At 72.7% G+C, this 26,036-nt stretch carries 24 protein-coding genes; 19 read left to right on the top strand and 5 right to left on the bottom strand.

What is annotated here, in order from left to right; genetic code table 11:
* Positions 1–16: 16 nt before the first annotated feature.
* Positions 17–1,648 (bottom strand): PucR family transcriptional regulator, encoded by a 1,632-nt coding sequence (locus ACP7TJ_RS06515; RefSeq protein ID WP_093765030.1) that lies wholly within the window; start codon positions 1,646–1,648, stop codon positions 17–19.
* Positions 1,649–1,748: 100 nt separating this feature from the next.
* A complete protein-coding gene (locus ACP7TJ_RS06510; protein WP_427767297.1) occupies positions 1,749–3,551 on the bottom strand; it encodes a glycoside hydrolase family 15 protein in 1,803 nt (600 codons plus the stop codon).
* A 463-nt stretch (positions 3,552–4,014) separates the two neighbouring features.
* Between ACP7TJ_RS06510 and ACP7TJ_RS06505 the strand changes: the two genes are divergently transcribed.
* From ACP7TJ_RS06505 to ACP7TJ_RS06450, 12 genes are all read left to right on the top strand, one after another.
* Positions 4,015–5,664: a CTP synthase gene (locus ACP7TJ_RS06505; RefSeq protein WP_093765029.1), complete on the top strand. Its 1,650-nt coding sequence runs from the start codon at positions 4,015–4,017 to the stop codon at positions 5,662–5,664.
* Positions 5,665–5,771: 107 nt separating this feature from the next.
* Positions 5,772–6,398, top strand: a complete 627-nt coding sequence (locus ACP7TJ_RS06500) for an NUDIX domain-containing protein (protein WP_093765028.1) — start codon at positions 5,772–5,774, stop codon at positions 6,396–6,398.
* 186 nt (positions 6,399–6,584) lie between these two features.
* On the top strand, positions 6,585–8,642 hold the full coding sequence (locus tag ACP7TJ_RS06495) for a tetratricopeptide repeat protein (protein ID WP_427762424.1): 2,058 nt from the start codon (positions 6,585–6,587) through the stop codon (positions 8,640–8,642).
* A gap of 136 nt (positions 8,643–8,778) precedes the next feature.
* Positions 8,779–9,903, top strand: coding sequence for an alanine dehydrogenase (gene ald, locus ACP7TJ_RS06490; protein WP_093765026.1), 1,125 nt, complete (start codon positions 8,779–8,781; stop codon positions 9,901–9,903).
* A 413-nt stretch (positions 9,904–10,316) separates the two neighbouring features.
* Positions 10,317–11,453: a ParA family protein gene (locus ACP7TJ_RS06485; protein ID WP_078492773.1), complete on the top strand. Its 1,137-nt coding sequence runs from the start codon at positions 10,317–10,319 to the stop codon at positions 11,451–11,453.
* A 41-nt stretch (positions 11,454–11,494) separates the two neighbouring features.
* Entirely contained in the window at positions 11,495–12,001 is a 507-nt protein-coding gene (locus ACP7TJ_RS06480) for a hypothetical protein (RefSeq protein ID WP_266545142.1), read from the top strand.
* An 18-nt stretch (positions 12,002–12,019) separates the two neighbouring features.
* On the top strand, positions 12,020–13,177 hold the full coding sequence (locus ACP7TJ_RS06475; RefSeq protein ID WP_427762420.1) for a segregation and condensation protein A: 1,158 nt from the start codon (positions 12,020–12,022) through the stop codon (positions 13,175–13,177).
* Between the two features lie 59 nt (positions 13,178–13,236).
* Positions 13,237–13,806 (top strand): SMC-Scp complex subunit ScpB, encoded by a 570-nt coding sequence (gene scpB, locus ACP7TJ_RS06470; protein WP_228920843.1) that lies wholly within the window; start codon positions 13,237–13,239, stop codon positions 13,804–13,806.
* Entirely contained in the window at positions 13,806–14,921 is a 1,116-nt protein-coding gene (locus tag ACP7TJ_RS06465) for a pseudouridine synthase (RefSeq protein WP_093765022.1), read from the top strand. Before scpB ends, ACP7TJ_RS06465 begins: the two co-directional genes overlap by 1 nt.
* Before the next feature lie 69 nt (positions 14,922–14,990).
* The gene (locus ACP7TJ_RS06460) at positions 14,991–15,710 is read left to right on the top strand and encodes an NUDIX hydrolase (RefSeq protein ID WP_093765046.1); all 720 of its coding nucleotides are present in this window, start codon (positions 14,991–14,993) and stop codon (positions 15,708–15,710) included.
* Positions 15,707–16,729 carry an ADP-ribosylglycohydrolase family protein gene (locus ACP7TJ_RS06455; protein WP_427762419.1) on the top strand — a complete coding sequence of 341 codons (1,023 nt, stop codon included), beginning with the start codon at positions 15,707–15,709 and terminating at the stop codon, positions 16,727–16,729. The genes ACP7TJ_RS06460 and ACP7TJ_RS06455 overlap by 4 nt, the downstream gene beginning before the upstream one ends.
* Before the next feature lie 3 nt (positions 16,730–16,732).
* Positions 16,733–17,485: a nucleotidyltransferase domain-containing protein gene (locus ACP7TJ_RS06450; RefSeq protein WP_367547747.1), complete on the top strand. Its 753-nt coding sequence runs from the start codon at positions 16,733–16,735 to the stop codon at positions 17,483–17,485.
* Here ACP7TJ_RS06450 and ACP7TJ_RS06445 read toward each other — a convergent pair.
* Positions 17,411–18,154 (bottom strand): nucleotidyltransferase domain-containing protein, encoded by a 744-nt coding sequence (locus ACP7TJ_RS06445; RefSeq protein WP_385998007.1) that lies wholly within the window; start codon positions 18,152–18,154, stop codon positions 17,411–17,413. The genes ACP7TJ_RS06450 and ACP7TJ_RS06445 overlap by 75 nt on opposite strands.
* 156 nt (positions 18,155–18,310) lie before the next feature.
* Here ACP7TJ_RS06445 and aroH point away from each other — a divergent pair, with 156 nt between their 5' ends.
* The 5 genes from aroH (at position 18,311) to der (ending at position 22,790) form a co-directional block, all read left to right on the top strand.
* A complete protein-coding gene (aroH, locus tag ACP7TJ_RS06440; RefSeq protein ID WP_093765019.1) occupies positions 18,311–18,673 on the top strand; it encodes a chorismate mutase in 363 nt (120 codons plus the stop codon).
* The gene (locus ACP7TJ_RS06435) at positions 18,670–19,755 is read left to right on the top strand and encodes a prephenate dehydrogenase (protein WP_093765018.1); all 1,086 of its coding nucleotides are present in this window, start codon (positions 18,670–18,672) and stop codon (positions 19,753–19,755) included. Before aroH ends, ACP7TJ_RS06435 begins: the two co-directional genes overlap by 4 nt.
* Positions 19,756–19,892: 137 nt before the next feature.
* Complete coding sequence (cmk, locus tag ACP7TJ_RS06430) at positions 19,893–20,579, top strand: (d)CMP kinase (protein WP_093765017.1); 687 nt, start codon at positions 19,893–19,895, stop codon at positions 20,577–20,579.
* Positions 20,576–21,223, top strand: a complete 648-nt coding sequence (locus tag ACP7TJ_RS06425; RefSeq protein WP_093765016.1) for a lysophospholipid acyltransferase family protein — start codon at positions 20,576–20,578, stop codon at positions 21,221–21,223. Before cmk ends, ACP7TJ_RS06425 begins: the two co-directional genes overlap by 4 nt.
* Positions 21,224–21,299: 76 nt before the next feature.
* Entirely contained in the window at positions 21,300–22,790 is a 1,491-nt protein-coding gene (der, locus tag ACP7TJ_RS06420; protein WP_093765015.1) for a ribosome biogenesis GTPase Der, read from the top strand.
* Between the two features lie 56 nt (positions 22,791–22,846).
* On the opposite strand, the gene ACP7TJ_RS06415 is transcribed toward der, so the two are convergent.
* Both ACP7TJ_RS06415 and ACP7TJ_RS06410 read right to left on the bottom strand, forming a co-directional pair.
* On the bottom strand, positions 22,847–23,221 hold the full coding sequence (locus ACP7TJ_RS06415) for a hypothetical protein (protein ID WP_427762415.1): 375 nt from the start codon (positions 23,219–23,221) through the stop codon (positions 22,847–22,849).
* Positions 23,222–23,343: 122 nt separating this feature from the next.
* On the bottom strand, positions 23,344–24,204 hold the full coding sequence (locus ACP7TJ_RS06410) for a hypothetical protein (protein ID WP_189911937.1): 861 nt from the start codon (positions 24,202–24,204) through the stop codon (positions 23,344–23,346).
* A gap of 546 nt (positions 24,205–24,750) precedes the next feature.
* On the opposite strand from ACP7TJ_RS06410, the gene ACP7TJ_RS06405 reads away from it, so the two are divergent.
* A complete protein-coding gene (locus ACP7TJ_RS06405; protein WP_387585048.1) occupies positions 24,751–25,398 on the top strand; it encodes a transglycosylase family protein in 648 nt (215 codons plus the stop codon).
* Positions 25,399–25,814: 416 nt separating this feature from the next.
* Positions 25,815–26,030 (top strand): I78 family peptidase inhibitor, encoded by a 216-nt coding sequence (locus ACP7TJ_RS06400; protein ID WP_093765011.1) that lies wholly within the window; start codon positions 25,815–25,817, stop codon positions 26,028–26,030.
* Positions 26,031–26,036 lie beyond the last annotated feature (6 nt).

The raw sequence follows: 26,036 nt of genomic DNA, 5'->3' as shown, positions 1-26,036 counted from the left end.
CGTGCCTCCCCGACGGTCAGGGCACGTGCCGCCGCGCCCGCAGCGCCAGGCTCAACGTCAGCACCGTCTGCGGGTCGTCGAGGTCGGCGCCCAGCAACTCCCCGATGCGGGCGAGCCGGTTGTACAGCGTCTGCCGGTTCAGGTGCAGCTCCCGCGCGGTCTCCGCCTTGCGTCCGGCGTGCGCGAGATACGTCTCCAGGGTCGGCAGCAGCGCGGGCCGCGAGCGCCGGTCGTGGTCCAGCACAGGGCCGATCGCCCGCTGCACGAAGTCCGCCAGGTCCGGGTGGTCGCGCAGCCGCCACAGCAGCAGGTCGATGTCCAGCCGCCGGGCGTCGTACCAGGGTCGCCCGGGCAGACCCTGCGCCGCCGTCGCCGCCTCCACCGCGTGCCGCAGCCCCATCGGCACCGCCGCCCAGTCGCCGGCCGGCCCGACCACCACCACGGGCGGCCGTCCGCCCGGCCGCAGCATGCCCGCGCGCTCCACCCCGGCGCGCAGCGCGGCCGCCACCCGGTCCGCGACGGACGGCCGGTCCGACTCCGCGCGCAGCGCGAGCAGCAGCGGCACCCGCCCCTCGACCGGCCGCACGCCCAGCAGCACCGGCACGCCGAGCGACGACAGCTCCTCGCCCACCGCGCGGGCCAGCACCGCCCAGCCACCGCCCTGCGGGGAGAGCGTGTCGCCGAGCCGCATGACCACCGGCAGCAGCGGTCCCCGGCCCGGCTTGAAACCCAGCACGCGGGCCTGCGCGGGTGCGGCCTCGGCGGTGATCCGGCCCTCGGCGAGGTCGGTGAGGAAGTCGCCGCGGCCGCGCGCCGCCAGCTCCTCCTCCTGGCGGGCCTGCATCAGCACCAGGGCGAGGATGCCCGCCGCCCGCTCGGCCGCCATCCGGTGCACCGGTTCCGGCGTGCTGCGCACCGGCAGCAGCACCAGCCGCGCCCGGACACCCCCGCTGCCGGGGCCTCCGCCGGGCACGTCCACGAGGACCGTGCCGGCCGGCGGGTCGTCGCGCTGCCGGTCGCGCAGCCCCTCCCACACCTGGAGCGGGTCCGCGCGCTCGGGGCCCTCGCCGGCCGCGTACAGCAACTGGCCGTCGGTGGTCTCCAGGAACACGGGGTTGCCGGTGAATCCGGCGAGGATCTCCAGGACCTGCGGCGCGCCCCCGCCGCCGAGCAGCGCCTCGGTGCAGCGCCGGTGCACCTCCTCCGCGCGCTGGAGCAGCGCGTAGTGCCCGTTGACGATCTCGGTGTGGATCTCCTCGGTGACCGTGACGAACGGCACCTCGCGGTGGAGCTGCACCAGCGGCAGCCCGGCGGAGCGGGCCGCGTCGACCAGGGCGGCGGGCAGCCGGGTGAAGCGCGGGCCCAGCTCGACCACCAGGGCCGCGATGCCCCGCTCGGCCAGCGTGCGCACGAACGCCCGCTGGTCGGCCGGGCGCGTGCCCAGCCCGTAGCCGGTGGTCAGCAGCAGCTCGCCGCCCTTGAGCAGGGAGGCGATGTTGGGCACCTCGCCCGCGTGCACCCAGCGCACCGTGCGCCCCAGCCGCTCCGCGCAGGCGACGACCTCGGGGAGGCCGCCGCGCAGCCCGGGCAGCTCCAGGGCGCGCTGCACGGTGATGCCTGTGGGCGGGGGTGTGCCGGCGGTGCTCATGCAGCGGACGGTACCCGGGGGCGTGTCCTCGTCACACGTCCGGCCTGCGTGAACGGGTCCGCGCCCCGCCTCCGGGCCGGCCGGGGGCGGGGCGGCGCCGTCAGCCTCCGTACGCCCCCGACGCCGTCAGCCGCAGGGCCGTGTCGATGAGCGGCACGTGGCTGAACGCCTGCGGGAAGTTGCCGGCCTGGCGCTGGAGGCGCGGGTCCCACTCCTCCGCCAGCAGCCCGAGGTCGTTGCGCAGCGCCAGCAGCTTCTCGAACAGCTTCCGCGCCTCGTCCACCCGGCCGATCATGGCCAGGTCGTCGGCCATCCAGAACGAGCAGGCGAGGAACGCGCCCTCGTCGCCGGGCAGGCCGTCGACGCCCTCGTCCATGCCCTCGGTCGGGTAGCGCAGGATGAACCCGTCGGAGGTGGACAGCTCGCGCTGGATCGCCTCGACGGTGCCGATCACCCGCTTGTCGTCCGGCGGCAGGAAGCCCACCTGGGGGATCAGCAGCAGGGCCGCGTCCAGCTCCTTGGAGCCGTAGGACTGGGTGAAGGTGTTGCGCTCCTTGTCGTAGCCCTTCTCGCACACGTCGCGGTGGATGTCGTCGCGGAGCTGCTTCCACTCCTCCAGCGGGCCCTCGGCGTCGCCGGACTCGATCAGCTTGATCGTGCGGTCGACGGCCACCCAGGCCATCACCTTGGAGTGCACGAAGTGGCGGCGCGGGCCGCGCACCTCCCAGATGCCCTCGTCCGGCTCCTGCCAGTGCTTCTCCAGGTAGCGGATCAGCTTGAGCTGGAGCAGCGAGGCGTAGTCGTTGCGCGCGAGGCCGGTCATGTGGGCCAGGTGCAGGGCCTCGATGACCTCGCCGTACACGTCGAGCTGGAGCTGGTGGGCCGCGCCGTTGCCGACCCGGACCGGGGCGGAGGCCTCGTAGCCGGGCAGCCAGTCCAGCTCCGCCTCGCCGAGCTCGCGCTCGCCGGCGATGCCGTACATGATCTGAAGGTTCTCCGGGTCGCCGGCGACCGCGCGCAGCAGCCACTCGCGCCAGGCGCGGGCCTCCTCGCGGTAGCCGGTGCGCAGCAGCGAGGACAGGGTGATCGCCGCGTCACGGAGCCAGGTGTAGCGGTAGTCCCAGTTGCGGACGCCGCCGATGTCCTCGGGCAGGGAGGTGGTGGGCGCGGCGACGATGCCGCCGGTGGGGGCGTAGGTGAGGGCCTTCAGCGTGATCAGGGAGCGGATCACGGCCTCGCGGTAGGGGCCGTGGTACGTACAGTGCTCGACCCACTCGCGCCAGAAGTCCTCGGTGGCCTCGAGGGACTGCTCGGGCTCGGGCAGCGCCGGGGGCTGCTTGTGCGAGGGCTCCCAGGAGAGGGTGAACGCGATCCGGTCGCCGGGCGCCACGGCGAAGTCCGAGTACGTGGTCAGTTCCTCGCCGTAGGTCTCGGCGGTGGTGTCGAACCACACCGAGTCCGGTCCTGCCACGGCGACGGTACGGCCCTCGTGGCGGTGCACCCACGGCACCACCCGGCCGTAGGAGAAGCGCATGCGCAGCGTCGAGCGCATGGGGACGCGGCCCGACACCCCCTCCACGATGCGGATCAGCTGGGGGGCGCCGTCGCGCGGGGGCATGAAATCCGTCACGCGGACCGTGCCGCTGTCGGTGTCCCACTCGGATTCCAGGATCAGGGAGTCGCCCCGGTAGTGCCGCCGGGTCGCCGCGGGCGGCTCCGCGTCGTCGGCGTGCGCGGGACCCAGCCGCCAGAAGCCGTGTTCCTCGGTTCCCAGCAGCCCGGCGAAGATGGCGTGCGAGTCGAAGCGCGGCAGGCACAGCCAGTCGACCGTGCCGTCCCGGCAGACCAGCGCTGCGGTCTGCATGTCTCCGATGAGTGCGTAATCTTCGATGCGCCCGGCCACGTGCATCTCCAGTCGAACGGCCACGTCACCCCACGAGGGGGCTGTCGCTAGTGCGGTCAAGGGGGTTGTTGCAATGCGTCGTTGAGCTGTGAAGCAAAGCAGCCGCTCCGCCGTGCATGCAAAGCGCCAATCTTTGCTCAACGAACTGACGAGCTCACGTTGTTCCGGAACTTACGGGCGGGGGTGGTGCCGTTCGGCCGGCCGGGCTCGGCAGCGAGTGTCCGAGCAGGATACGACGCACGTAGATGATCTGTGTGCCGCTCGCGGCAACGCGGCTCCGCCGAACGAGTGACCCCCGGGTGAGGGTCTCGTGTGTGCTGCATGCTGCGTGGCCTCCCGTGCGCGGAGCGTGGCCGTGAGCCATCCCCCCGCGGCGCTGATACGCTGGTAGCCCGTGGACCGGTGGGCGAGAAACCCCGGAACCGCACCCACAGACCGCGACCACGGGAGCCCCCTCTTGGCCATGCCGCCCAAATCATCGACGACCAAGCACATCTTCGTCACCGGGGGTGTCGCCTCCTCTCTCGGCAAGGGCCTGACCGCCTCCAGCCTCGGCATGCTGCTCAAGGCCCGCGGTCTGCGCGTCGTGATGCAGAAGCTCGACCCGTACCTCAACGTCGACCCGGGCACGATGAACCCCTTCCAGCACGGTGAGGTGTTCGTCACCAACGACGGCGCCGAGACCGACCTGGACATCGGCCACTACGAGCGCTTCCTCGACCGCGACCTCGACGGCTCCGCGAACGTCACCACGGGCCAGGTCTACTCCACGGTGATCGCCAAGGAGCGGCGCGGGGAGTACCTGGGCGACACCGTCCAGGTCATCCCGCACATCACCAACGAGATCAAGCACCGCATCCGGCGCATGGCGACCGACGAGGTCGACGTCGTGATCACGGAGGTCGGCGGCACGGTCGGCGACATCGAGTCGCTGCCGTTCCTGGAGACGGTCCGCCAGGTGCGGCACGAGGTCGGCCGCGACAACGTGTTCGTGGTCCACATCTCTCTCCTTCCCTACATCGGCCCCTCCGGTGAGCTGAAGACCAAGCCGACCCAGCACTCGGTGGCGGCGCTGCGCAACATCGGCATCCAGCCCGACGCGATCGTGCTGCGCTGCGACCGCGAGGTCCCCACCGCGATCAAGCGGAAGATCTCGCTGATGTGCGACGTCGACGAGGCCGCCGTGGTCGCCTGCCCCGACGCCCGCTCGATCTACGACATCCCGAAGACCGTGCACGGCGAGGGCCTGGACGCCTACGTGGTCCGCAAGCTGGACCTGCCGTTCCGCGACGTCGACTGGACCACCTGGGACGACCTGCTGGACCGGGTGCACAACCCCGACCACGAGATCACCCTGGCCCTGGTCGGCAAGTACATCGACCTGCCGGACGCCTACCTGTCGGTGACCGAGGCGCTGCGCGCCGGCGGCTTCGCCAACAAGGCCCGCGTCAAGATCAAGTGGGTCACGTCCGACGACTGCAAGACCCCGGCGGGCGCCCAGGCGCAGCTCGGCGACGTCGACGGCATCTGCATCCCCGGCGGTTTCGGCGACCGTGGTGTGCTCGGCAAGGTCGGCGCGATCAAGTACGCCCGCGAGCACAAGATCCCGCTGCTGGGTCTGTGCCTGGGCCTGCAGTGCATCGTGATCGAGGCCGCGCGGAACCTGGCGGACATCTCCGACGCCAACTCCACCGAGTTCGACCCGGCCACCGCCCACCCGGTGATCTCCACCATGGCGGAGCAGCTCGACATCGTCGCAGGCGAGGGCGACATGGGCGGCACCATGCGGCTCGGCATGTACCCGGCCAAGCTGGCCGAGGGCTCCATCGTCCGCGAGGTCTACGACGGCAAGGAGTACGTCGAGGAGCGCCACCGGCACCGCTACGAGGTGAACAACGCCTACCGCGCGGAGCTGGAGAAGAAGGCGGGCCTGGTGTTCTCCGGCACGTCGCCCGACGGCAAGCTCGTCGAGTACGTCGAGTACCCGCGTGAGGTGCACCCCTACCTGGTCGCCACCCAGGCGCACCCCGAGCTGCGGTCGCGTCCGACCCGCCCGCACCCGCTCTTCGCCGGGCTGGTGAAGGCCGCGGTCGAGCGGAAGATCTCGGAGTAGCACGCCCAGTTGTACGGTTGCCGGGGTGCGAACCTTCAACGGTTCGCGCCCCGGCCGCCTTGTCGCAGGCCGGCCGGGTTCCACCGCATCGGTTCGGAAGGACAGGCATGACGATCAAGGACACCCCGGAGGAGTGGGAGATCCGCCGGACGCAGACTCCCTTCGTCGGCAAGAAGACCTCCGTGCGCACCGACGAGGTCGTCATGCCCGGGGGCGCCGTGGTCGACCGCGACTACCAGGTCCACCCGGGGTCCGTGGCCGTCCTCGCCCTCGACGACGCGGACCGGGCCGTGGTGCTGCGCCAGTACCGGCACCCGGTGCGCCAGAAGCTCTGGGAGATCCCGGCCGGACTGCTCGACGTGCCCGGCGAGAACCCGCTGCACGCCGCCCAGCGCGAGCTGTACGAGGAGGCGCACGTCAAGGCGGAGGACTGGCGGGTGCTGGCCGACGTCTACACCACGCCCGGCGGCTGCGACGAGGCCGTGCGGATCTTCCTGGCACGGGGGCTGTCCGAGGCCGAGGGCGACCGGTTCGCGGTGGAGGACGAGGAGGCCGACATGGAGCTGGCCCGGGTCCCCGTCGACGAGCTGGTGCGCGGGGTGCTCGCCGGCGACCTGCACAACAACTGCCTGGTGGTGGGCGTGCTGTCGCTGGTCGCCGCCCGCTCCGGCGACGGCCTGGACGCGCTGCGCCCGGCGGAGGCGCCGTGGCCGGCCCGGCCGTTCGAGGCGTGAGGCTGTCCGGCCTCTGACGCCGACACCCGGAGAGTGAATCCTACGATCTGTTGATCCGATCGGGGGAGTCTCGCCCACCGCGCCGCGCTCCTCACGGAACGTCGCAGAGCGTGAACTAGGCTGCGGAAAACGCCCGTACCGGAGACCCGGCGGGCTTGCGCGTGCGGTGGGACGGGAGTGTGGCCCGTGACGGATCAGGCGGTGGACCCGAACGGTGTGCGGTTCCCTCGGGACGCCCATCCGGAAGGTCGATTCCTGGGCCGTACCAGGGAGTTGAAGGAACTGCGCGCCGACATCGAGCGCGCCGGGCTCGACACCCTCTCCGGCCGCAAGGCCCCCCGCGCACGCGTCCTGCTCATCGCGGGACGGCCCGGATCCGGCCGCTCGGCGCTCGCCGAGGAACTCGTCCGCCAGGTCGCCGCCGCGTACCCCGACGGGGTCCTCCGCACCCGGCTGAGCGAGCCCGACGGCACCCCCGTGCCCGTGGGGCGCGCCGCCCGCGACCTGCTCGACGCGCTCGGCGAGCCCACCCCCGCCGGCGCCCCCGAGGACCAGCTCGGCGAGGCGCTGCGCACCGCCCTCGCCGAGCGCCGCGCGGTGCTCCTGCTCGACGACGCCGCCGACGCCGAGCAGGTCGACGCCCTGCTCCCGGACAACCCCGACTGCCTGGCCGTCGCGGTCTCCTCCGGCCCGCTCACCGGCATCGCCGACGTCCGCCCCTGCACCCTCGGCGGCCTCGACACCAAGTCCGGGGTGGAACTGCTGTCCCGGTTCACCGGCTCGGTGCGCATCACCGTCGACCCGCGGGCCGCCGAACGCCTCGCCGAACAGTGCCAGGGCCAGCCCGCCGCGCTGGTGCTGGCCGGCGGCTGGCTCGCCGCACGCCCCAAGGCCGCCGTCGCCGACCTCGCCAAGCAGCTGCACACCGACCCCGGCGCCGGACCGGTCATCGCCCGGCTGCTGCGGCTGGTGCACGACGCGCTGCCGCAGACCGCCGCCCGCACCCTGCGCCTGCTGGCCCTCGCCCCGGCCGGACTGGCCGACCCGCACACCGCCGCCGCGCTCACCGGCTGCTCGGTGGAGGCCGCGCACACCACCCTCGACGACTTCGCCGCCCACGGCCTGCTCCACTCGGTCGGCTCCTCCCTGCCGCAGTACCGGGTGCTCGGCTGTCTGCACCGCGAGCTGCGCCGGCTCGCCGAGGACCACGAGCGGCCCGCCGAGCTCCAGCTCGCCCGCGCCCGCATGCTGGAGCGCACCGTGCGGCTGCTCCAGTCCTGCCGCGCCGTCACCGAGACCGACAGCCCCGAGGCCCGCCAGAAGCTCCTCGCCCTGCCGCGCCCCCTGCGCTTCCCCACGCCCCGCGCCGCCGCCGACTGGCTGCGCCTGCGCCGGCCCGCCCTGCTGGCTGCCGCCCGGCTCGCGGTCGCCGACGGGGAGCTGGACACCCTGGCCCGGCGGCTGATGTCCCAGCTGGTGCGGGCCCTGGTCGCCCACATCGGCACCCGCGCCGCCGCGAGCGACCTCTACGACATCCACAACCTCGTCCTCGACGTCGCCGAGCGCCGCGACCTGCCCCGCGAACGGGCCGCCGCCCTGCTCAACCTCGGCGACCTCGACGCCCGCACCGGCCGCACCACGGAGGCGCTGGCGCGCTACCGGGCCGCGCTGGACGCCGGACGGGAGGCGAACGACCCGTACGCCACCGGGCGCGCGATGGAATCCGTAGGCGGCGCGCACCTGGAGCTCGGGGACTACGACCGGGCGGCGGACTGGTTCGGCCGCGCCCTCGCCGAGCGCCTCGCCCGCGACGAGCGTCCCGAGGCCGCCCGGCTCTACGGCCGCATCGGCGCCGCCCACACCTACGCGGGCCGCTACGGCGAGGCGATGCGCGACTGGCGCGCGGCCGTCGCCGGGCACCGCAGGGACGGGGACGTGTCCGCCCAGGCGCGGGCGCTGAGCGAACTGGGCCGGGTGCAGGAGTACGCGGGGCGGCTGGAGGAGTCGCTGCGCACCTGCCGGGAGGCCGTGGAGTGGGCGCGGCGAGCCGAGGACACCCGGCTGCAGGCCGCGCTGCACCTGCGGCTGGCCGACTCCTACGCGCGTCTCGGCGACCCCGCGTCGGCCGCGCTGCACCGGAGCACGGCCGAGAGCATGCTGGCCGAGGAGGCCCCCGAGGGCGACTCCGAGCCGGAACATGACGCTAACGCCTGCGAAATCCGTAGCACTCCCGCAGAAGATTGATGCAATGGAAGGCTAGACAGCGGGAACACCTTCATTAAACTGGCTCTGCCGCACCATCTCCTGCGGTCTCTCCCGGTGTGCCCGTGCGTGCCCGGGTATGTGTAGTGATATCCCCATACCCTCTGAGCCAAGGACCGTGATCCACGTGAAGGTCGGCATCCCCCGCGAGGTCAAGAACAACGAGTTCCGGGTGGCCATCACCCCCGCCGGCGTGCACGAGCTCGTGCGCCACGGCCACCAGGTCGTCATCGAGCGCGGCGCCGGTGTCGGCTCCTCGATCCCGGACGGCGAGTACGTCGCCGCGGGCGGCCAGATCCTGGACACCGCCGACGAGGTCTGGGCCGCCGCCGACCTGCTGCTCAAGGTCAAGGAGCCGGTCGCGGAGGAGTACCACCGCCTGCGCAAGGACCAGACGCTCTTCACCTACCTGCACCTGGCCGCGTCCAAGGAGTGCACGGACGCCCTGCTGGAGTCCGGCACCACCGCCATCGCCTACGAGACCGTCGAGCTGCCCAACCGCGCGCTGCCGCTGCTCGCCCCGATGTCCGAGGTCGCGGGCCGGCTCTCCACCCAGGTCGGCGCCTACCACCTGATGCGCGCCCACGGCGGCCGCGGCGTGCTGCCCGGCGGCGTCCCCGGCGTGCTGGCCGGCCGTGCGGTCGTCATCGGCGCCGGCGTCTCCGGCTGGAACGCCGCGCAGATCGCCATCGGCATGGGCTTCCACGTGACCCTGCTCGACAAGGACATCAACAAGCTCAAGGAGGCCGACAAGGTCTTCGGCACGCGCATCCAGACCGTCGTCTCCAACGCCTTCGAGCTGGAGAAGGCCTGCCTGGAGGCCGACCTCGTGATCGGCGCCGTGCTGGTGCCGGGCGCCAAGGCGCCCAAGCTGGTCACCAACGAGCTGGTCTCCCGGATGAAGGCCGGAAGTGTCCTTGTCGACATCGCGATCGACCAGGGCGGCTGCTTCGAGGACTCCCGTCCGACCACGCACGCCGAGCCGACCTTCACGGTCCACGAGTCGGTCTTCTACTGCGTCGCCAACATGCCCGGCGCGGTGCCCAACACCTCGACCTACGCGCTCACCAACGCCACGCTGCCGTACATCGTCGAACTCGCCAACCGTGGCTGGGTGGAGGCGCTGCGCCGCGACCCGGCGCTCGCCAAGGGTCTCAACACCCATGACGGCAAGGTCGTTTACAAGGAGGTCGCCGAGGCGCACGGGCTGGAGCACGTGGAGCTCGCCTCGCTGCTCGGCTGACCCGCGCACGGCGTCAAGTCGACCAAGTCACCGACTCGCAAAGGCGATACGTCAACACAGGACGTCAACGCCTCGCACCAGGCCGGACCTTGCCCGCCAAGGTCCGGCCGGATGTGTGTATGGTCACGTCCTGGTTCAGGGGCAACTCGCCTCGAACGTAACCGTTCTACCGATTCGTACACCCGTGAAACCTGCCGTGCGACGGCCGTACGCCCTTGACAGAGGGGTGTTTCATTACCGACACATCGTGCCGGGTCCGGCGGATTGTGTTGCTGCGGACGGCCGACACGCCATAGAGTCGCCAACCGTCGGCATGGTGCCACGCTGACCTGTCTAGAAGTTTCCTGGTCACCAAGGAGGTAAGACGACTTGTGAATGAGTCGACATTTACTCCCGGGGGTGGTCAACCAGGAATGCCTGCGCCGGGCCAGGGGTCCGCGGGATTCGCTGCTGTCGGCTCCGTCGCTGTGCGCACCTTCGCAGCCCACCAGAGTCACGCAACTCCAGGAGTGACTCACCCAGCACACCAGAGCATGGATGGCCATCACGTGAACGCCATGGCCGGCGACGGAAGTGGCGCGCCCCACAACCATTTCGCCGACTACGACGAACTGCCCGAGGGGCACTTCTACGACCCCGACGCCGAGTACGAGCCCGATCCGGAGTACGCGGCCACGCTCGCGCCCGACGCGGCACGCCAGCGCCGTGAGCGCATCGGCCCGACCGGGCGCCCGCTGCCGTACTTCCCGATCCCGGGCCCGCTGACCGACCACGGACCCGCGAAGATCATCGCGATGTGCAACCAGAAGGGCGGCGTCGGCAAGACCACGTCGACCATCAACCTGGGCGCCGCGCTCGCGGAGTACGGACGCCGGGTGCTGCTCGTCGACTTCGACCCGCAGGGCGCGCTGTCGGTCGGACTCGGCGTCAACCCGATGGAGCTCGACCTCACCGTCTACAACCTGCTCATGGAGCGGGGCATGGCGGCCGACGAGGTGCTGCTGAAGACCGCGGTCCCCAACATGGACCTGCTGCCCAGCAACATCGACCTGTCGGCGGCCGAGGTCCAGCTGGTGAGCGAGGTCGCGCGCGAGTCGACGCTGCAGCGGGCGCTGAAGCCGCTGATGGACGACTACGACTACATCGTCATCGACTGCCAGCCCTCGCTCGGTCTGCTCACGGTCAACGCGCTCACCGCGGCGCACAAGGTGATCGTGCCGCTGGAGTGCGAGTTCTTCGCGCTGCGCGGTGTGGCCCTGCTGACCGAGACCATCGAGAAGGTCCAGGAGCGGCTCAACCCGGAGCTGGAGCTCGACGGGATCCTCGCCACCATGTACGACTCGCGCACGGTGCACAGCCGTGAGGTGCTCGCGCGGGTGGTCGAGGCGTTCGACGACCACGTCTACCACACGGTCATCGGACGCACGGTCCGCTTCCCGGAGACCACGGTCGCCGGTGAGCCGATCACCACGTACGCGTCCAACTCCGTCGGCGCCGCCGCCTACCGTCAGCTCGCCAGGGAGGTGCTCGCCCGGTGTCACGCCGAGTGAGTCTGCCGGGGGCCGACGAACTCTTCCGTACGACAGGGGGGATGGCGCTGCAGGCGTCCACCCCCAGGCGCGCCGCCGGCGACGCCCGGGTCCCCGCTCCCGCGGGGGAGGGGGACGCGGCCGCGGCCGCCCACGAGGACGCGCCGCAGTCGGTGCCCGTGCAGGGCGGCGACGGCGAGGGCGCGGAGCACGCCGCGGCGGACGTGGAGCCCGCCGAGGCCGCGGAGTCCCGCAGCCGGGGCGCCGCGGGCGCCGGACGGCGTGCGGCGGCGGCCGCCGACGGCACGGCCGCCACACCCCCGCGCAAGCGGGGACGGACCGCGGCACGGCGGCCCAGCGGACGCGAGCGGCACGACGAGAAGATCACCGTGTACGTGTCCGCGGAGGAGCTGATGGACCTCGAGCACGCCCGCCTCGTGCTGCGCGGCGAGCACGGGCTCGCCGTCGACCGCGGCCGCATCGTCCGCGAGGCGGTCGCCGTGGTCCTCGCGGACCTGGAGAGCCGGGGGGACGCCAGCATCCTCGTACGACGCCTGCGGGGACGGTAGCGGTAGCCTGCGGGGGCCATGACCTCGAACGACCCAGCCGCCCCCGCGCCTCGCCGCCGCCCCCTGGGCCGCGGCCCGGCCACCCCGCGGGACACGGCGACCCCCCTCACCGGGGAGGCGGCTGCCCAGGACGCCCCAGCGGAGGCCACGCCTCCCGTCGCGCCGTCCGCCCAGGCGCCGGAGGCGTCCGCCGACGCGGGCACGGCGCCTGGCGGCGCGGCACGGGGGGCGGCGTCGGCCGCGGAGCCGGACGCCGCGCGGGCCGGGCCGGGTGCCGAGTCGGGCGCGGTGGTCGCGCCGCCTCCCGCACCGACGGCCCCGGCGGCCGGATCCGCCGTCGCGGCCGAGGTCGAGGAGGACGCCGGGGACGGGCGGTTCAAGGTCCGGCTGGCGAACTTCGAGGGGCCGTTCGATCTGCTGCTGCAGTTGATCGCCAAGCACAAGCTGGACGTCACCGAGGTCGCGCTGTCCAAGGTGACGGACGAGTTCATGGCGTACATCCGGGCCATGGGGCCGGACTGGGACCTGGACGAGACGACCGAGTTCCTGGTCGTCGCGGCCACCCTGCTGGACCTGAAGGCGGCCCGGCTGCTGCCCGCCGCCGAGGTGGAGGACGAGGCCGACCTCGCCCTGCTGGAGGCACGCGACCTGCTGTTCGCGCGGCTGCTGCAGTACCGCGCGTACAAGCAGATCGCCGACATCTTCAGCCGCAGGCTGGACGACGAGGCCCGCCGTTTCCCCCGTACCGTCGGGCTGGAACCGCACCACGCGGAGCTGCTGCCCGACGTGGTCATCAGCATCGGCCCCGAGGGGTTCGCCAGGCTGGCGGTCAAGGCGATGCAGCCGAAGCCCAAGCCGCAGGTGTACGTCGACCACATCCACGCGCCGCTGGTCAGCGTGCAGGAGCAGGCCGGGATCGTCGTCGCGCGGCTCAAGGAGCTGGGCGAGGCCGGCTTCCGGGCGCTCGTCGAGGACACCGACGACACCCTGACCGTCATCGCCCGCTTCCTCGCCCTGCTGGAGCTGTACCGGGAGAAGGCCGTCGCCCTCGAGCAGGAGACCGCGCTGGGCGAGCTGACCGTGCGCTGGACGGGCGGCGACGGGGACGCCGTACCCGCGGTCACCGACGAGTTCGACCGGCCGCCCGAGCTGCCCCAGGAGGAGAGGACACCGTGAGCGAGGACACCGGCGGGGTCGCGGAACTCGACCTGAAGCCGGCCCTGGAGGCCGTGCTGATGGTCGTGGACGAGCCCGCGACCGAGGAGCACCTGGCGAAGATCCTGGACCGCCCGCGCCGCCAGGTCGCCGACGCGCTGGCCGAGCTGGCCGACGAGTACACCGTCCAGCGCCGCGGCTTCGAGCTGCGCCGGGTCGCGGGCGGCTGGCGCTTCTACACCCGCCCCGAGTACGCCGCGGCCGTCGAGCGCTTCGTCCTGGACGGCCAGCAGGCCCGCCTCACCCAGGCCGCGCTGGAGACCCTCGCGGTCGTCGCCTACCGGCAGCCGGTCAGCCGCAGCCGCGTCTCCGCCGTGCGCGGAGTCAACTGCGACGGCGTGATGCGCACCCTCCTCCAGCGGGGTCTGATCGAGGAGGCGGGCACGGAACCCGAAACAGGTGCGATCCTGTACACGACGACGAACTACTTCCTGGAGCGGATGGGCCTGCGCGGTCTGGACGAGCTCCCGGAGCTCGCGCCCTTCCTCCCGGAGGCGGAGGCGATCGAGGCCGAGACACTGGAAGGGGTCCCGTCGTTCGATCCGGACGCCCCGGATTCCGAGGACGCAGACGACAAGACGGAACTTTGATGCGAAGCAGCAGCGGCAGGAACAGCAGCGGAAACAACGGCGGGAGCCGTGGTGGCAACAGCGGCGGCCGCGGCGGGAGCGGCGGTGGCCGTGGTGATCACCGCGGCGCCGGCAACAACCGCGACGACCGGCAGGGCGGTCGTCCGAAGAGGCCGCGCCCGGAGGAGCGGCGCTACGACGTGGGCCCCGGCGCCTCCCAGGAGGGACCCAAGTCGGGCCGTGGGCCCGGGGCGCGCGGAGGCGCCAAGGGCGGGCCGAAGAAGCCCTTGCAGCGGGGCCGCTCGGTCCCGGCGACGTCCCGCGAGTACGAGGCGCGGGCCGAGGAGCGCAACCGGGAGCGGTACGCGGGCAGGAAGGACGTCAAGCTGCCCAAGACCTTCCCGGGCGCCGAGCAGGAGGGCGAGCGGCTGCAGAAGGTGCTCGCCCGGGCCGGCTACGGTTCCCGGCGCGCCTGCGAGGAGCTGATCGAGCAGGCACGGGTCGAGGTCAACGGCGAGATCGTGCTGGAGCAGGGCAAGCGGGTCGACCCGGAGAAGGACGAGGTCAAGGTCGACGGCCTGACCGTGGCCACGCAGTCGTACCAGTTCTTCTCGCTGAACAAGCCCGCCGGGGTGGTCTCCACCATGGAGGACCCGGAGGGCCGCCAGTGCCTCGGTGACTACGTCACCAACCGCGAGACCCGGCTCTTCCACGTCGGCCGGCTCGACACCGAGACCGAGGGCGTCATCCTGCTCACCAACCACGGCGAGCTGGCGCACCGGCTGACCCACCCCAAGTACGGGGTGAAGAAGACCTACCTGGCGCACATCGTCGGGCCGATCCCGCGCGACCTGGGCAAGCGGCTCAAGGACGGCATCCAGCTCGAGGACGGGTACGCCCGCGCCGACCACTTCCGGGTGGTGGAGCAGACCGGCAAGAACTACCTCGTCGAGGTGACCCTGCACGAGGGCCGCAAGCACATCGTGCGCCGCATGCTCGCGGAGGCCGGTTTCCCGGTCGACAAGCTGGTGCGCACCGCCTTCGGGCCGATCACCCTGGGCGACCAGAAGTCGGGCTGGCTGCGGCGGCTGTCGAACACCGAGGTCGGCATGCTGATGAAGGAGGTCGACCTCTAGGGGCTTGTGCTCCCACGCGTCCACCCCCTTTAATAGTCGTACTGACTATTAAAGGGGGTGGACGTCGTGCTGGACGGCTACGACAAGCACGCCTTCGAACCCTTCGCCGTGACCGTCGACCTCGCCGTGTTCACCATCCGCGAGGGCACGCTGCACGTCCTGCTCGTCGAACGCGGCCAGGAGCCGTATGCCGGCCGCTGGGCGCTGCCCGGGGGCTTCCTGCGGCCCGACGAGTCCGCGGAGCGCGCCGCCCGGCGCGAACTGGGCGAGGAGACCGGTCTCACGGACGTCACCGGGCTGCACCTGGAGCAGCTGCGCACCTACAGCGAGCCGGACCGGGACCCCCGGATGCGCGTGGTGTCCGTCGCCTTCGCCGCGCTGCTGCCCGACGCCCCCGAGGCGCACGGCGGCGGCGACGCGGCCCAGGCCCGCTGGACCCCGTACGAGGCGGCGCGGGATCTCGCCTTCGACCACGACCGGATCCTCGCCGACGCGCGGGACCGGATCGGCGCCAAGCTCGAGTACACCGGCCTCGCCACCGCCTTCTGCCCGCCGGAGTTCACCCTCGGAGAGCTCCAGCAGGTCTACGAGACCGTCTGGGGCACGGCCCTGGACCGCCCCAACTTCCGGCGCAAGGTCCTCGCCACCCCCGGTTTCGTCGAAGCCGTCCCCGGCGCCGCGCGCCTCACCGGCGGCCGGGGCAAGCCCGCCGCGCTGTACCGCGCGGGCACCGCCGCCGCCCTCCACCCGCCGCTGCTCCGGCCGACCCCGGAAGGACGTCCCGCATGACCACGACCGCCGTCACCAAGCGCGCCGCGACCGGAGCGCTCACCGGACTCGCCCTCGGGGACGCGCTGGGCTTCCCCACCGAGTTCAAGGACGTCCCCTCGATCCTCGCCATGTACGGCGACTGGCGTTCCCTGGACCTGCCGAAGCCGGCGATCGTCACCGACGACACGCAGATGACGCTCGCCCTCGGGCGGGGCCTGCGCACCGCCATGGACCGGGGGACGCTCGGCCCGAAGCGCCTGGAGCGCCCGGTGCGCGAGGAGTTCGTGGAGTGGTGGCGCTCCCCGGAGAACAACCGTGCCCCCGGCAACACCTGCCTGCGCGCCTGTCACCTGCTGTCCCGCGACGACCGGCCCTGGCAGGACGCCAGCCAGATCCACTCCAAGGGCTGCGGCGCCAACATGCGCGTCGCCCCCGTCGGCCTGGCCCCCGGCCTCACCGACGAACAGCGCGCCGGGGCCGCCCAGCTGCAGTCCGCCCTCACCCACGGCCACCCCACCGCGCTCGCCGCCTCCGACCTCACCGCGCACGCCGTACGGCTGCTCGCCGAGGGCGCCGAACCGACCGGCCTGATCGGGCTGCTCCGCTCCTACGCCTACGAGAACCGCACCCGCTACCACGAGTTCTGGCTCGGCGACCTGTGGACCCGCGCCGGAGACGCCTCCCCGGAGCAGTTCATCGCGCGCGGCTGGGACGAGTGCCTGGAGATCCTGGGCCGCCTCCAGGAGGCCGTGCGGACCGTCTCCCCGGAGACCGACCCGTGCAAGGCCACCGGTGAGGGCTGGGTCGCCGAGGAGGCCCTGGCGACCGGCCTGCTCTGCTTCCTCCTCTTCGTCGACGAGCCCCTGACGGCCCTGCGCCGCGCCGCCTGCACCTCCGGCGACTCCGACTCCATCGCCTGCCTGGCGGGCGCCTTCGCGGGCGCTTACCTGGGCGCGGACGCCTGGCCCGCCGACTGGGCGTCCCGCATCGAGTACCGCGACGAACTGCTGACCCTCGGCACGCTCTGGGACGCTTGAGCGATGACCGACACCCTCGACCTCGACCTGCGCCCGGTGATCGCACAGCAGCCCGACCCGGTGCTGTTCGCCACGGTCTCCGGCGCGCACCTGTACGGCTTCCCGTCCCGTGACTCGGACGTGGACCTGCGGGGCGCCCACCTGCTGCCGGCCGCCGCCCTCGTCGGACTGCGCGAACCGGACGAGACCCGCTCCAGGATGTGGGTGCGCGACGGCGTCGAGATGGACCTGGTCACCCACGACCTGCGCAAGTTCGTCCGCCTGATGCTGCGGCGCAACGGCTACGTGCTGGAACAGCTGCTCTCCCCGCTGGTCGTGCACACCACCGAGGCCCACCGGGAACTGGTCGCACTGGCGCCCGGGGTGTTCACCAGCCACCACGCCCACCACTACCGGGGGTTCGCGGGCACCCAATGGCGGCTGTTCGAGAGGAACGGCGAGCTGAAACCGCTGCTGTACACCTTCCGGGTGCTGCTCACCGGCATCCACCTGATGCGGGCCGGGGAGGTGCGGGCGCATCTGCCCACGCTGGCCGGGGAGGTGCCGGAGGCCCCGGCGTACCTGCCGGAGCTGATCGACGCCAAGGCGGAGCGGGAGCACGGGGGCGCCGACGTCGACCACGACCGGGTGCGGGACGACGTGGAGCGGCTGCACGGGGTGCTGGACGCGGCACAGGCCGCGTCAGGTCTGCCCGACGCGCCCGGGGGACACGACGCCCTGCACGACCTTCTCGTCCGGGTACGGCTGGAGGGCTGACGCGCGACGGGCGCGGACGAGGAAGTCCTCCACGCGGCGCCGGTCGGGCTCCTCCGGGAGCGGGCTGCGCGCCGCCGCCTCCTCGGCCTCCCGTGCCAGGCGGTTCATGCGGGCCTCCGCCTCGGCCCACGGCACCTCGCCGCGCTTCACCTCGAGCAGGCCCTCGCGGCGGTCGCCCACATCGACCGTGAGGACGCCCGTGCGCAGCAGGTCGCGGGCGGTCATCAGCAGGCGGAGCAGGTGCATGGCGTGCTTCCAGCGCGGGGCGCCGTGGGTGCGGACGTCGGCGTCCAGCTTGCGGCGCTGGCCGTGGGCGTACCGGACGAACGTCTCGTGGACCTTGCGGGAGAGGAACGCGTCGCGCAGCGCCAGCAGCTCGCGGCCGGTGGCGTCGGCGTACTCGACCAGCGGGGAGTGCAGGCACTCCAGGACGTTCGGGTTGCCGCGCAGCGCCAGCGCGCAGAAGCGCTCCAGCTCCCAGCTGAACTGCTCCACCGCCGGCCCCTCGACGTGCGTCGGCGGTTTCTCGAAGCGCCAGAACAGGGGAGTGGGCGCCAGGAACACGCCCCGGCGGTCGGTGTCACTGCCCTCCGTGGCCAGACCGAAGGCACGGGAGCCCATGACACAGGCGTAGATCGTGTGGTCCGTGACCAGGCTCTCGGGGCGCATGCCCGGGAGCGTACGCGGTGGATCACGCCCGGCGAACCGCATTTCCGTCCACCGTCCGGCCGTCTCAGCGGGCGGTCGCCCCGCGCCGGTCCGGCCCGCGGCTGACTACGCTGGACGACCGAACAGCCTTTACGCACGTCAGCAAGGAGCATCGTCGTGGCGGTACGCGCGGTCCGGGGGGCCGTCCAGTTGGAGCGGGACGAGGCCGGACACATGGCGGAGCGGGTAGGAGCCCTGCTCACCGCGGTACTGGAGCGCAACGGACTGCACACCGACGACCTGATCAGCGTCTGGTTCACGGCCACGCCCGACCTGCACTGCGACTTCCCGGCCGCCGCCGCCCGCAAGCTGGGCATCGCCGACGTGCCCCTCATCTGCGCGCAGGAACTCGACGTCGAGGGCGCCATGCCCCGCGTCGTCCGCCTCCTCGCGCACATCGAGTCCGACCGGCCCCGCTCCGACGTCGCCCACGTCTACCTCGGCGCCGCGGCCGCCCTCCGCAAGGACATCGCCCAGTGAGAACCGCCCTCGTCATCGGCACCGGACTGATCGGCACGTCCGCCGCCCTCGCCCTGTCCCAGCGGGGCGTCGCCGTCCACCTCGCCGACCACGACCCCGAGCAGGCCCGCACCGCCGCCGCCCTCGGCGCCGGCACCGACGAGGCGCCCGACGGGCCGGTGGACCTCGCCGTCGTCGCCGCACCGCCCGCGCACGTGGCCGACGTGCTCGCCGACGCGATGCGGCGCGGCGTCGCCCGCGGCTACATCGACGTCGCCAGCGTCAAGGGCGGACCGCGCCGCGAGCTCCAGGCGCGCGGACTCGACCTCACCCCCTACCTCGGCACCCACCCCATGTCAGGACGGGAGAAGTCCGGCCCGCTGGCCGCCACCGGCGACCTCTTCGAGGGCCGCCCCTGGGTCCTCACCCCCACCCGCGACACCGACACCGAGGTCCTCAACCTCGCCCTGGAACTGGTGTCGCACTGCCGTGCCGTGCCGGTCGTCATGGACGCCGACGCCCACGACCGCGCCGTGGCCCTCGTCTCCCACATGCCGCACCTGGTGTCCAGCATGGTCGCCGCCCGCCTGGAGCACGCCGACGAGGCCGCCGTACGGCTGTGCGGCCAGGGCATCCGGGACGTGACCCGGATCGCCGCCTCCGACCCGCGGATGTGGATCGACATCCTCTCCGCCAACCCCGGACCGGTCGCCGACCTGCTCACCGATGTCGCCGCCGACCTGGAGGAGACCGTCCGCGCCCTGCGCGCGCTGGAGTCCTCCGACGAGCACAAGCGCCGCGAGGGCGCCACCGGCGTCGAGGACGTGCTGCGCCGCGGCAACGCCGGCCAGGTCCGCGTTCCCGGCAAGCACGGCTCCGCGCCGCGCGTCTACGAGACCGTCGCCGTGCTCATCGACGACCAGCCGGGCCAGCTCGCCCGCATCTTCGCCGACGCCGAGCGCGCCGGGGTCAACATCGAGGACGTCCGCATCGAGCATGCCACCGGACAGCAGGCCGGCCTCATCCAGCTCATGGTCGAGCCCAAGGCCGCCCCGGTTCTCACGGCCGCGCTGCGGGAGCGGGGCTGGGCGATCCGGCAGTGACCCCCGTCTCCCCGCCCGCCCCCGCGGGCGGGGAGGGCGTCCGCATGTCGGAGGGGTTCCGGGGAGCCAGTAATCTGGTGCGGGGCGTGTCCGCGCCCCGCACACCCCACCCCACCGCACCAGGAAGGTGTTCCTCCGTGGAAAACGGCGCCGCCAAGCCCGTGATCGTCGCCATCGACGGTCCCTCCGGCACGGGCAAGTCGAGCACGTCGAAGGCCGTGGCGGCGCAGCTCGGCCTGAGCTACCTGGACACCGGCGCCCAGTACCGGGCGATCACCTGGTGGATGGTGAACAACGGCATCGACACGGCGGACCCGTCCGCGATCGCCGCCGCGGCCGCCAAGCCCGAGATCCTCTCCGGCACCGACCCCACGGAGCCGACGATCACCGTCGACGGGGTGGACGTGTCCGGTCCGATCCGCGAGCAGGACGTCACCTCCAAGGTCAGCGCGGTCAGCGCGGTGCCCGAGGTGCGCGCCCGGATCACGGAGCTGCAGCGCGCCATAGCCGCCTCCGCCGTCACCGGCATCGTCGTCGAGGGCCGCGACATCGGCACCACCGTGCTCCCCGACGCCGACCTGAAGATCTTCCTCACCGCCTCCCCGGAGGCCCGCGCCGCCCGCCGCAGCGGCGAGCTCAAGGGCGCCGACCTGCACACCACCCGCGAGGCCCTGATCAAACGGGACGCGGCCGACTCCAGCCGCAAGACCTCCCCGCTGGCCAAGGCCGACGACGCGGTCGAGGTGGACACCACCGACCTGACCCTGCAGCAGGTCGTCGAGTGTGTCGTCACCCTCGTCGAGGAGAAGCGGGCGGGGAAGTGACCGACGTTCCCTCGCTGCGGGGCGCCGAGGTCGGGCGGCGCATCGGCGTCGGCCTGATGTACGGGCTGTGGAAGCCGCGGGTGCTGGGCTCCTGGCGGGTCCCCGCGGCCGGCCCGGTGATCCTCGCCGTCAACCACGCGCACAACATCGACGGGCCCATGGTCATGGGCGTGTCGCCCCGGCCGACGCACTTCCTGATCAAGAAGGAGGCGTTCGTCGGCCCGCTCGACCCGTTCCTGACCGGCATCGGCCAGGTGAAGGTCGACCGGCACTCCACCGACCGCACCGCGATCGCGCGTGCGCTGGGCGTGCTGGAGCGGGGCGGCGTCCTCGGCATCTTCCCCGAGGGCACCCGCGGCGAGGGCGACTTCGCCTCGATCCGCGCCGGGCTCGCGTACTTCGCCGTGCGCGGCGGGGCGCCGATCGTGCCGGTCGCCGTCCTGGGAAGTTCCGACCGGCCCGGCCGGTTGATAAAGGCACTGCCCCCGCTGCGCTCCCGCGTCGATGTCGTCTTCGGCGACCCGTTCGACGCGGGCGACGGCAGCGGGAGACGTACGCGCAAGGCGCTCGACGAGGCAACGGCACGCATCCAGAAGCAGCTCACGGCCCACCTGGAGAACGCCAGGCGTCTCACCGGCCGCTGAGCGACACTTTGAGTAGTGGATCTCCGCCCCGCGGGGCTCCACCGATCACCACGATGAACGACGAGGTACGGACTTCATGAACGACCACATCGAGCCCGGCGGCTCGGACGCGCACGACGCTGCGCACGAGCACGATCACGGGGCGCTGGGCGATGCCGAGTTCGCGGAGTTCATGGAGCTCGCCGCGGAGGAGGGCTTCGACCTCGAGGACGTCGAGGGCGCCATCGAGGCGGCGGGCCACGGTCCGCTTCCGGTGCTCGCCGTCGTCGGCCGCCCCAATGTCGGCAAGTCGACCCTGGTGAACCGCATCATCGGCCGCCGTGAGGCGGTCGTCGAGGACAAGCCGGGCGTCACCCGCGACCGGGTCACCTACGAGGCCGAGTGGGCGGGCCGCCGCTTCAAGGTCGTCGACACCGGCGGCTGGGAGCAGGACGTCCTCGGCATCGACGCCTCCGTCGCCGCCCAGGCCGAGTACGCCATCGACGCCGCCGACGCGGTCGTCTTCGTGGTGGACGCCAAGGTGGGCGCCACCGACACCGACGAGGCCGTGGTCCGCCTGCTGCGCAAGGCGGGCAAGCCCGTCGTGCTGTGCGCCAACAAGGTGGACGGCCCGAGCGGCGAGGCCGACGCGGCCTACCTGTGGTCCCTGGGCCTGGGCGAGCCGCACCCGGTCTCCGCGCTGCACGGCCGCGGCACCGGCGACATGCTGGACCAGGTCCTCGAGGTGCTGCCCGAGGCGCCCGCCCAGACCTTCGGCACGGCCGTCGGCGGTCCGCGCCGCGTCGCCCTGATCGGCCGCCCCAACGTCGGCAAGTCCTCGCTGCTGAACAAGGTCGCGGGGGAGGAGCGGGTCGTCGTCAACGAACTCGCCGGCACCACCCGCGACCCGGTCGACGAGATGATCGAACTGGGCGGCAAGACCTGGAAGTTCGTCGACACGGCGGGCATCCGCAAGCGGGTCCACCTCCAGCAGGGCGCCGACTACTACGCCTCGCTGCGCACCGCCGCGGCCGTCGAGAAGGCGGAGGTGGCCGTCGTCCTCATCGACGCCGCCGAGTCCATCTCGGTCCAGGACCAGCGCATCGTCACCATGGCCGTCGAGGCGGGCCGCGCGCTCGTCCTCGCCTTCAACAAGTGGGACACCCTCGACGAGGAGCGCCGCTACTACCTGGAGCGGGAGATCGAGACGGAGCTCGGCCAGGTCGCCTGGGCGCCGCGGGTCAACGTCTCGGCGCGCACCGGCCGCCACATGGAGAAGCTGGTCCCGGCGATCGAGACGGCGCTGGAGGGCTGGGAGACCCGGGTTCCGACGGGCCGCCTGAACGCCTTCCTCGGCGAGCTGGTCGCCGCCCACCCGCACCCGGTGCGGGGCGGCAAGCAGCCGCGCATCCTGTTCGGCACCCAGGCCGGCACCAGGCCGCCGCGGTTCGTGCTGTTCGCCTCCGGCTTCATCGAGGCGGGCTACCGGCGCTTCATCGAGCGCCGGCTGCGCGAGGAGTTCGGCTTCGAGGGCACGCCGATCCACATCTCGGTGCGGGTGCGGGAGAAGCGCGGGCGGAAGAAGTAGCCGGACATGGCGAAGGGGCGGTCCCGTGATCGGGACCGCCCCTTCGCCATGTCCGGTCAGACGCCGCCGCGGGGGGCAGGGGGCAGCCCGGCCGGCACATGGCGCATCTCGTTCGTCCCGCGGCCCACCGGGCCCACGCGCTGCCACTGCGGCGGCTCGACGGCGGGACGGACGAGGGACGCGCTGAACGACCCGGGACTGTGGCCACGGTACGCGCCCGTACTGTGCGGGATGTTCCCGAAGGCGGTGAAGCCCCAGTCCTCCTCGCCGCTGCGGTCGCCCGGCAGCGTACGGAAGGACTTGACGTACTCGGCGTAGAGAGCGTCGTAGATCGGCGTGGCCGAGTGGCCGCTCCGGGAGTCCTGCGCCGGGCGCACGGGTGCGGGGACCGAGGCGAGGGACTGGCGGCGGGGAGCGTCATATGCGTGCACGTATCTCCAAACGACCCCGTGCCCCAAGGGATGCGGCCCACCTCGGGTTTTCGCAGGCAGCACCCCCGTCACCGCGCTCGCCGCGCACCGTCAGCCGGCGCACGGCCGAACGCGCCCCCGCCTCAGATCCCGGCGAGCGGCAACGCTGCGGCCACCAGCTTCCCGTCGGCCGCGGCCTTGTCCAGCGCGTCCCGCATCAGATCCTCCCGGGGCTGACGCCCGATGGAGCCGACGGGTGCGGCGAACATCAGCACCTGCTGATGCTTGTTCGCCGCCGCCCGCCACCCGTCGGTGACCTGCAGCGGCTGGTGCGCCTGCCACCAGGCCACCGGACGGCCGCCGTTCGGGTTCGGCTGGAGAACGGCGTGCAGCTGCCCCGCCGCGAGCAGCACCGACCACCCGTGCAGCACCGGGGGCACGGCGGCCAGCTCGGTCAGCGGCATGAAGCCCTGCTCGATCAGCAGCGGCAGGAAGTCGTCGCCGGACCCGAGCGTGCCGGGCCGGGCGACCGGGGCGGTCGGCTCCACCACCAGGGCCGGGTGCAGCTCGTTCTGGATCAGCACCAGCCCGCTGGTCACCCCCAGCACGGCCTGCTCGGGCACGAGGTTCGAGGGCTGCTGCGACTGATGCGGCTGCTGGACGTGCTGCGGCTGCTGGACGTACTGCGGCTGATGCGTCTGCGGCACCTGCTGCTGGGACTCCGCGCCGACGGCGCCGATGGAGCGCACGGCGCCCTGGAGCTGTTCCTCGGTGACCTGGACGACCTGCGAGGGCAGGCAGGTGGCGTGGGCGAAGGCGAGCACGGCGGTCTCGTCACCGATGAACAGGACGGTGCTGGTGCGCTCCTGCTCCGAGTCGCCCGGGGTGCGGCAGGAGGTGCAGTCGTAACTGCCCGGGGCGGACTCTCCGGCGAGCAGGCGGGCTGCTTCTTCGTCGCCGATCTCGGCGCGTACCTCGTCGCTGACGTCGAGCATGCGCGGCACGGGTGGCTCCCTCGGGGATGCGGTGCGTGGCGAGGCCGGGTGGCTCCCGGCCCGTGGTCCGGGTGGGTCCCCGGCTCATGAAGAAGACAACGGGCGATCTGTGGCGGGAGTCACGCCTTACGGCGAACGGAATCGAACCATCCAGCGCGCAGGGTCACAGCAGGTGCGGAATCCGGCACTCAACGTCAACACCCCGCAAGCGCAAGGGGCTTGACGGGGTGAGGTGCCTCACAACTCGCTCCGCGCCATGGTCGACAAATCCGGAAATCGCGCAATGAAATGGGTGGCCGGAAATCGCCGATACCCCGGGTAAGTCGCAACTGGCCAGGCACGACGGGCCGTTGGTTGATCCCGGCACCGGCGGCTCCTTACATTCCTCCGCCGGGTGCAACGAGCACCGCTCGGGTACGTCCGCCGACCGCACCACCGACGCACCACCCTTCGTACGGCCCCGACGGCGGACGGGGCGGTCGCGGCCCGCGTGTCCGACGACGCGCCGGGCGGCGTCCCGCCAGGGGCAGCCCGAGTCCTCGGGGAAGGACTTCCATGTCCGCATGTGCCGACAACTCCCGTCGTGACGCCCGCAGGGCCCGTCCGGTGGCCGTCCTGGCCGGCGCGGCCCTGCTCGCACCGCTCGGACTGCTCGCCGCGGCCGGCGGCGCCGCGGCCGCGGACGACGGGGTGTGGGACCGCATCGCCCAGTGCGAGAGCGGCGGCGACTGGCACATCAACACCGGCAACGGCTACTACGGCGGGCTCCAGTTCTCCGCCTCCACCTGGCGCGCCTTCGGCGGCACCGCGTACGCCCCGACGGCCGACCGGGCCGGCAAGGCCCAGCAGATCGAGATCGCCACCAAGGTCCAGCGCGCCCAGGGCTGGGAGGCCTGGCCCATCTGCGGCGCCCGCGCCGGGGCGTCGGGGCCCGCCCCCGCCGCGGACCCCGCGCCCGCGAAGAAGGCCGAGCAGAAGCCGGCCGCGACGCAGCGGAGCACGGCACAGGGAGCCCCCGGGTGCACGTCCGCCGACCCGGGCCGGGGCGTCTCCCGAGGCGACTGCGTTGTCCGCCCCGGCGACACCCTGAGCGCCATCGCCGCCCGGCACGGGACGGACTGGCAGCGGCTGTACGCGGCCAACCGGGACGTCATCGGCGACGATCCCGACGTGATCGTGCCCGGGCAGCGGCTCGACCTCTGAGGCGCCCGCTCGCCCGCGCACCCGGGTCCCTCCGGCCGTCCGGAGGGACCCTCGCCCCTCCGGCCCGCCGACCGCCGGCCGCCGGGGGAGGGCATGCCGGCCCATGTGACGAACATGCGCATTTCTTGTGCACATCCGTTTCACGGACCGACCGCGCCCGTCCGGGAATGTGCCGCGGAAGCGCTCCCGGATACCTCACACGACACAATTCTTTCGGGGTTTGTCAGGGCGACGACCAGGCACCTTGGAATTCCCGTCGAATGACGGCGGACGGCGTACGGAACCGCTCTTTCGGGTGACCCCCGCCCGTACGGCGCCGTCGTGATCCTGTGACACAAGTGTGACCGCGGAGGGTCCCGGGCCCCGGCTTCCGGTGCGGACTTCCCCGTTTCCGGGCCAGGGCATAGCGTGGCCGCATGGCACCCATTCCGACACCCCCCAGGGAACCCAGCGACAACCCGGACGCCTATGTCGGCCTCGCCGCCGACCGGGCCGAGCACCTCGCGCGTGAGCGCGGCTGGTCCTCGGTGCGGGCCCTGGCGCCGGGGACGATCGTCACCATGGAGTACCGCGTGGGCCGGCTGAACTTCGAGGTGAGGGACGGCCGGGTGGCGCGGGCCTGGAAGGGCTGAGACAGG

It is taken from the genome of Streptomyces sp. DSM 41931 (assembly GCF_050271085.1).
Lineage (GTDB): Bacteria > Actinomycetota > Actinomycetes > Streptomycetales > Streptomycetaceae > Streptomyces > Streptomyces albogriseolus.
The sequence above is the reverse complement of the archived record's forward strand: the minus strand, read 5'-3'. Positions and strand labels throughout refer to the sequence as shown.

Bases quoted from the DNA above. Each gene is read 5' to 3' on its own strand.
- ACP7TJ_RS06455 (WP_427762419.1), top strand. From the start codon at position 15,707: ATGACCACGACCGCCGTCACCAAGCGCGCCGCGACCGGAGCGCTCACC.
- ACP7TJ_RS06465 (WP_093765022.1), top strand. From the start codon at position 13,806: ATGCGAAGCAGCAGCGGCAGGAACAGCAGCGGAAACAACGGCGGGAGC.
- ACP7TJ_RS06450 (WP_367547747.1), top strand. From the start codon at position 16,733: ATGACCGACACCCTCGACCTCGACCTGCGCCCGGTGATCGCACAGCAG.
- scpB (WP_228920843.1), top strand. From the start codon at position 13,237: ATGGTCGTGGACGAGCCCGCGACCGAGGAGCACCTGGCGAAGATCCTG.
- ACP7TJ_RS06515 (WP_093765030.1), bottom strand. From the start codon at position 1,648: ATGAGCACCGCCGGCACACCCCCGCCCACAGGCATCACCGTGCAGCGC.
- ACP7TJ_RS06400 (WP_093765011.1), top strand. From the start codon at position 25,815: ATGGCACCCATTCCGACACCCCCCAGGGAACCCAGCGACAACCCGGAC.
- ACP7TJ_RS06485 (WP_078492773.1), top strand. From the start codon at position 10,317: ATGCCTGCGCCGGGCCAGGGGTCCGCGGGATTCGCTGCTGTCGGCTCC.
- ACP7TJ_RS06445 (WP_385998007.1), bottom strand. From the start codon at position 18,154: ATGCGCCCCGAGAGCCTGGTCACGGACCACACGATCTACGCCTGTGTC.
- ACP7TJ_RS06405 (WP_387585048.1), top strand. From the start codon at position 24,751: ATGTCCGCATGTGCCGACAACTCCCGTCGTGACGCCCGCAGGGCCCGT.
- ACP7TJ_RS06480 (WP_266545142.1), top strand. From the start codon at position 11,495: ATGGCGCTGCAGGCGTCCACCCCCAGGCGCGCCGCCGGCGACGCCCGG.
- der (WP_093765015.1), top strand. From the start codon at position 21,300: ATGAACGACCACATCGAGCCCGGCGGCTCGGACGCGCACGACGCTGCG.
- ACP7TJ_RS06475 (WP_427762420.1), top strand. From the start codon at position 12,020: ATGACCTCGAACGACCCAGCCGCCCCCGCGCCTCGCCGCCGCCCCCTG.
- ACP7TJ_RS06505 (WP_093765029.1), top strand. From the start codon at position 4,015: ATGCCGCCCAAATCATCGACGACCAAGCACATCTTCGTCACCGGGGGT.
- ACP7TJ_RS06500 (WP_093765028.1), top strand. From the start codon at position 5,772: ATGACGATCAAGGACACCCCGGAGGAGTGGGAGATCCGCCGGACGCAG.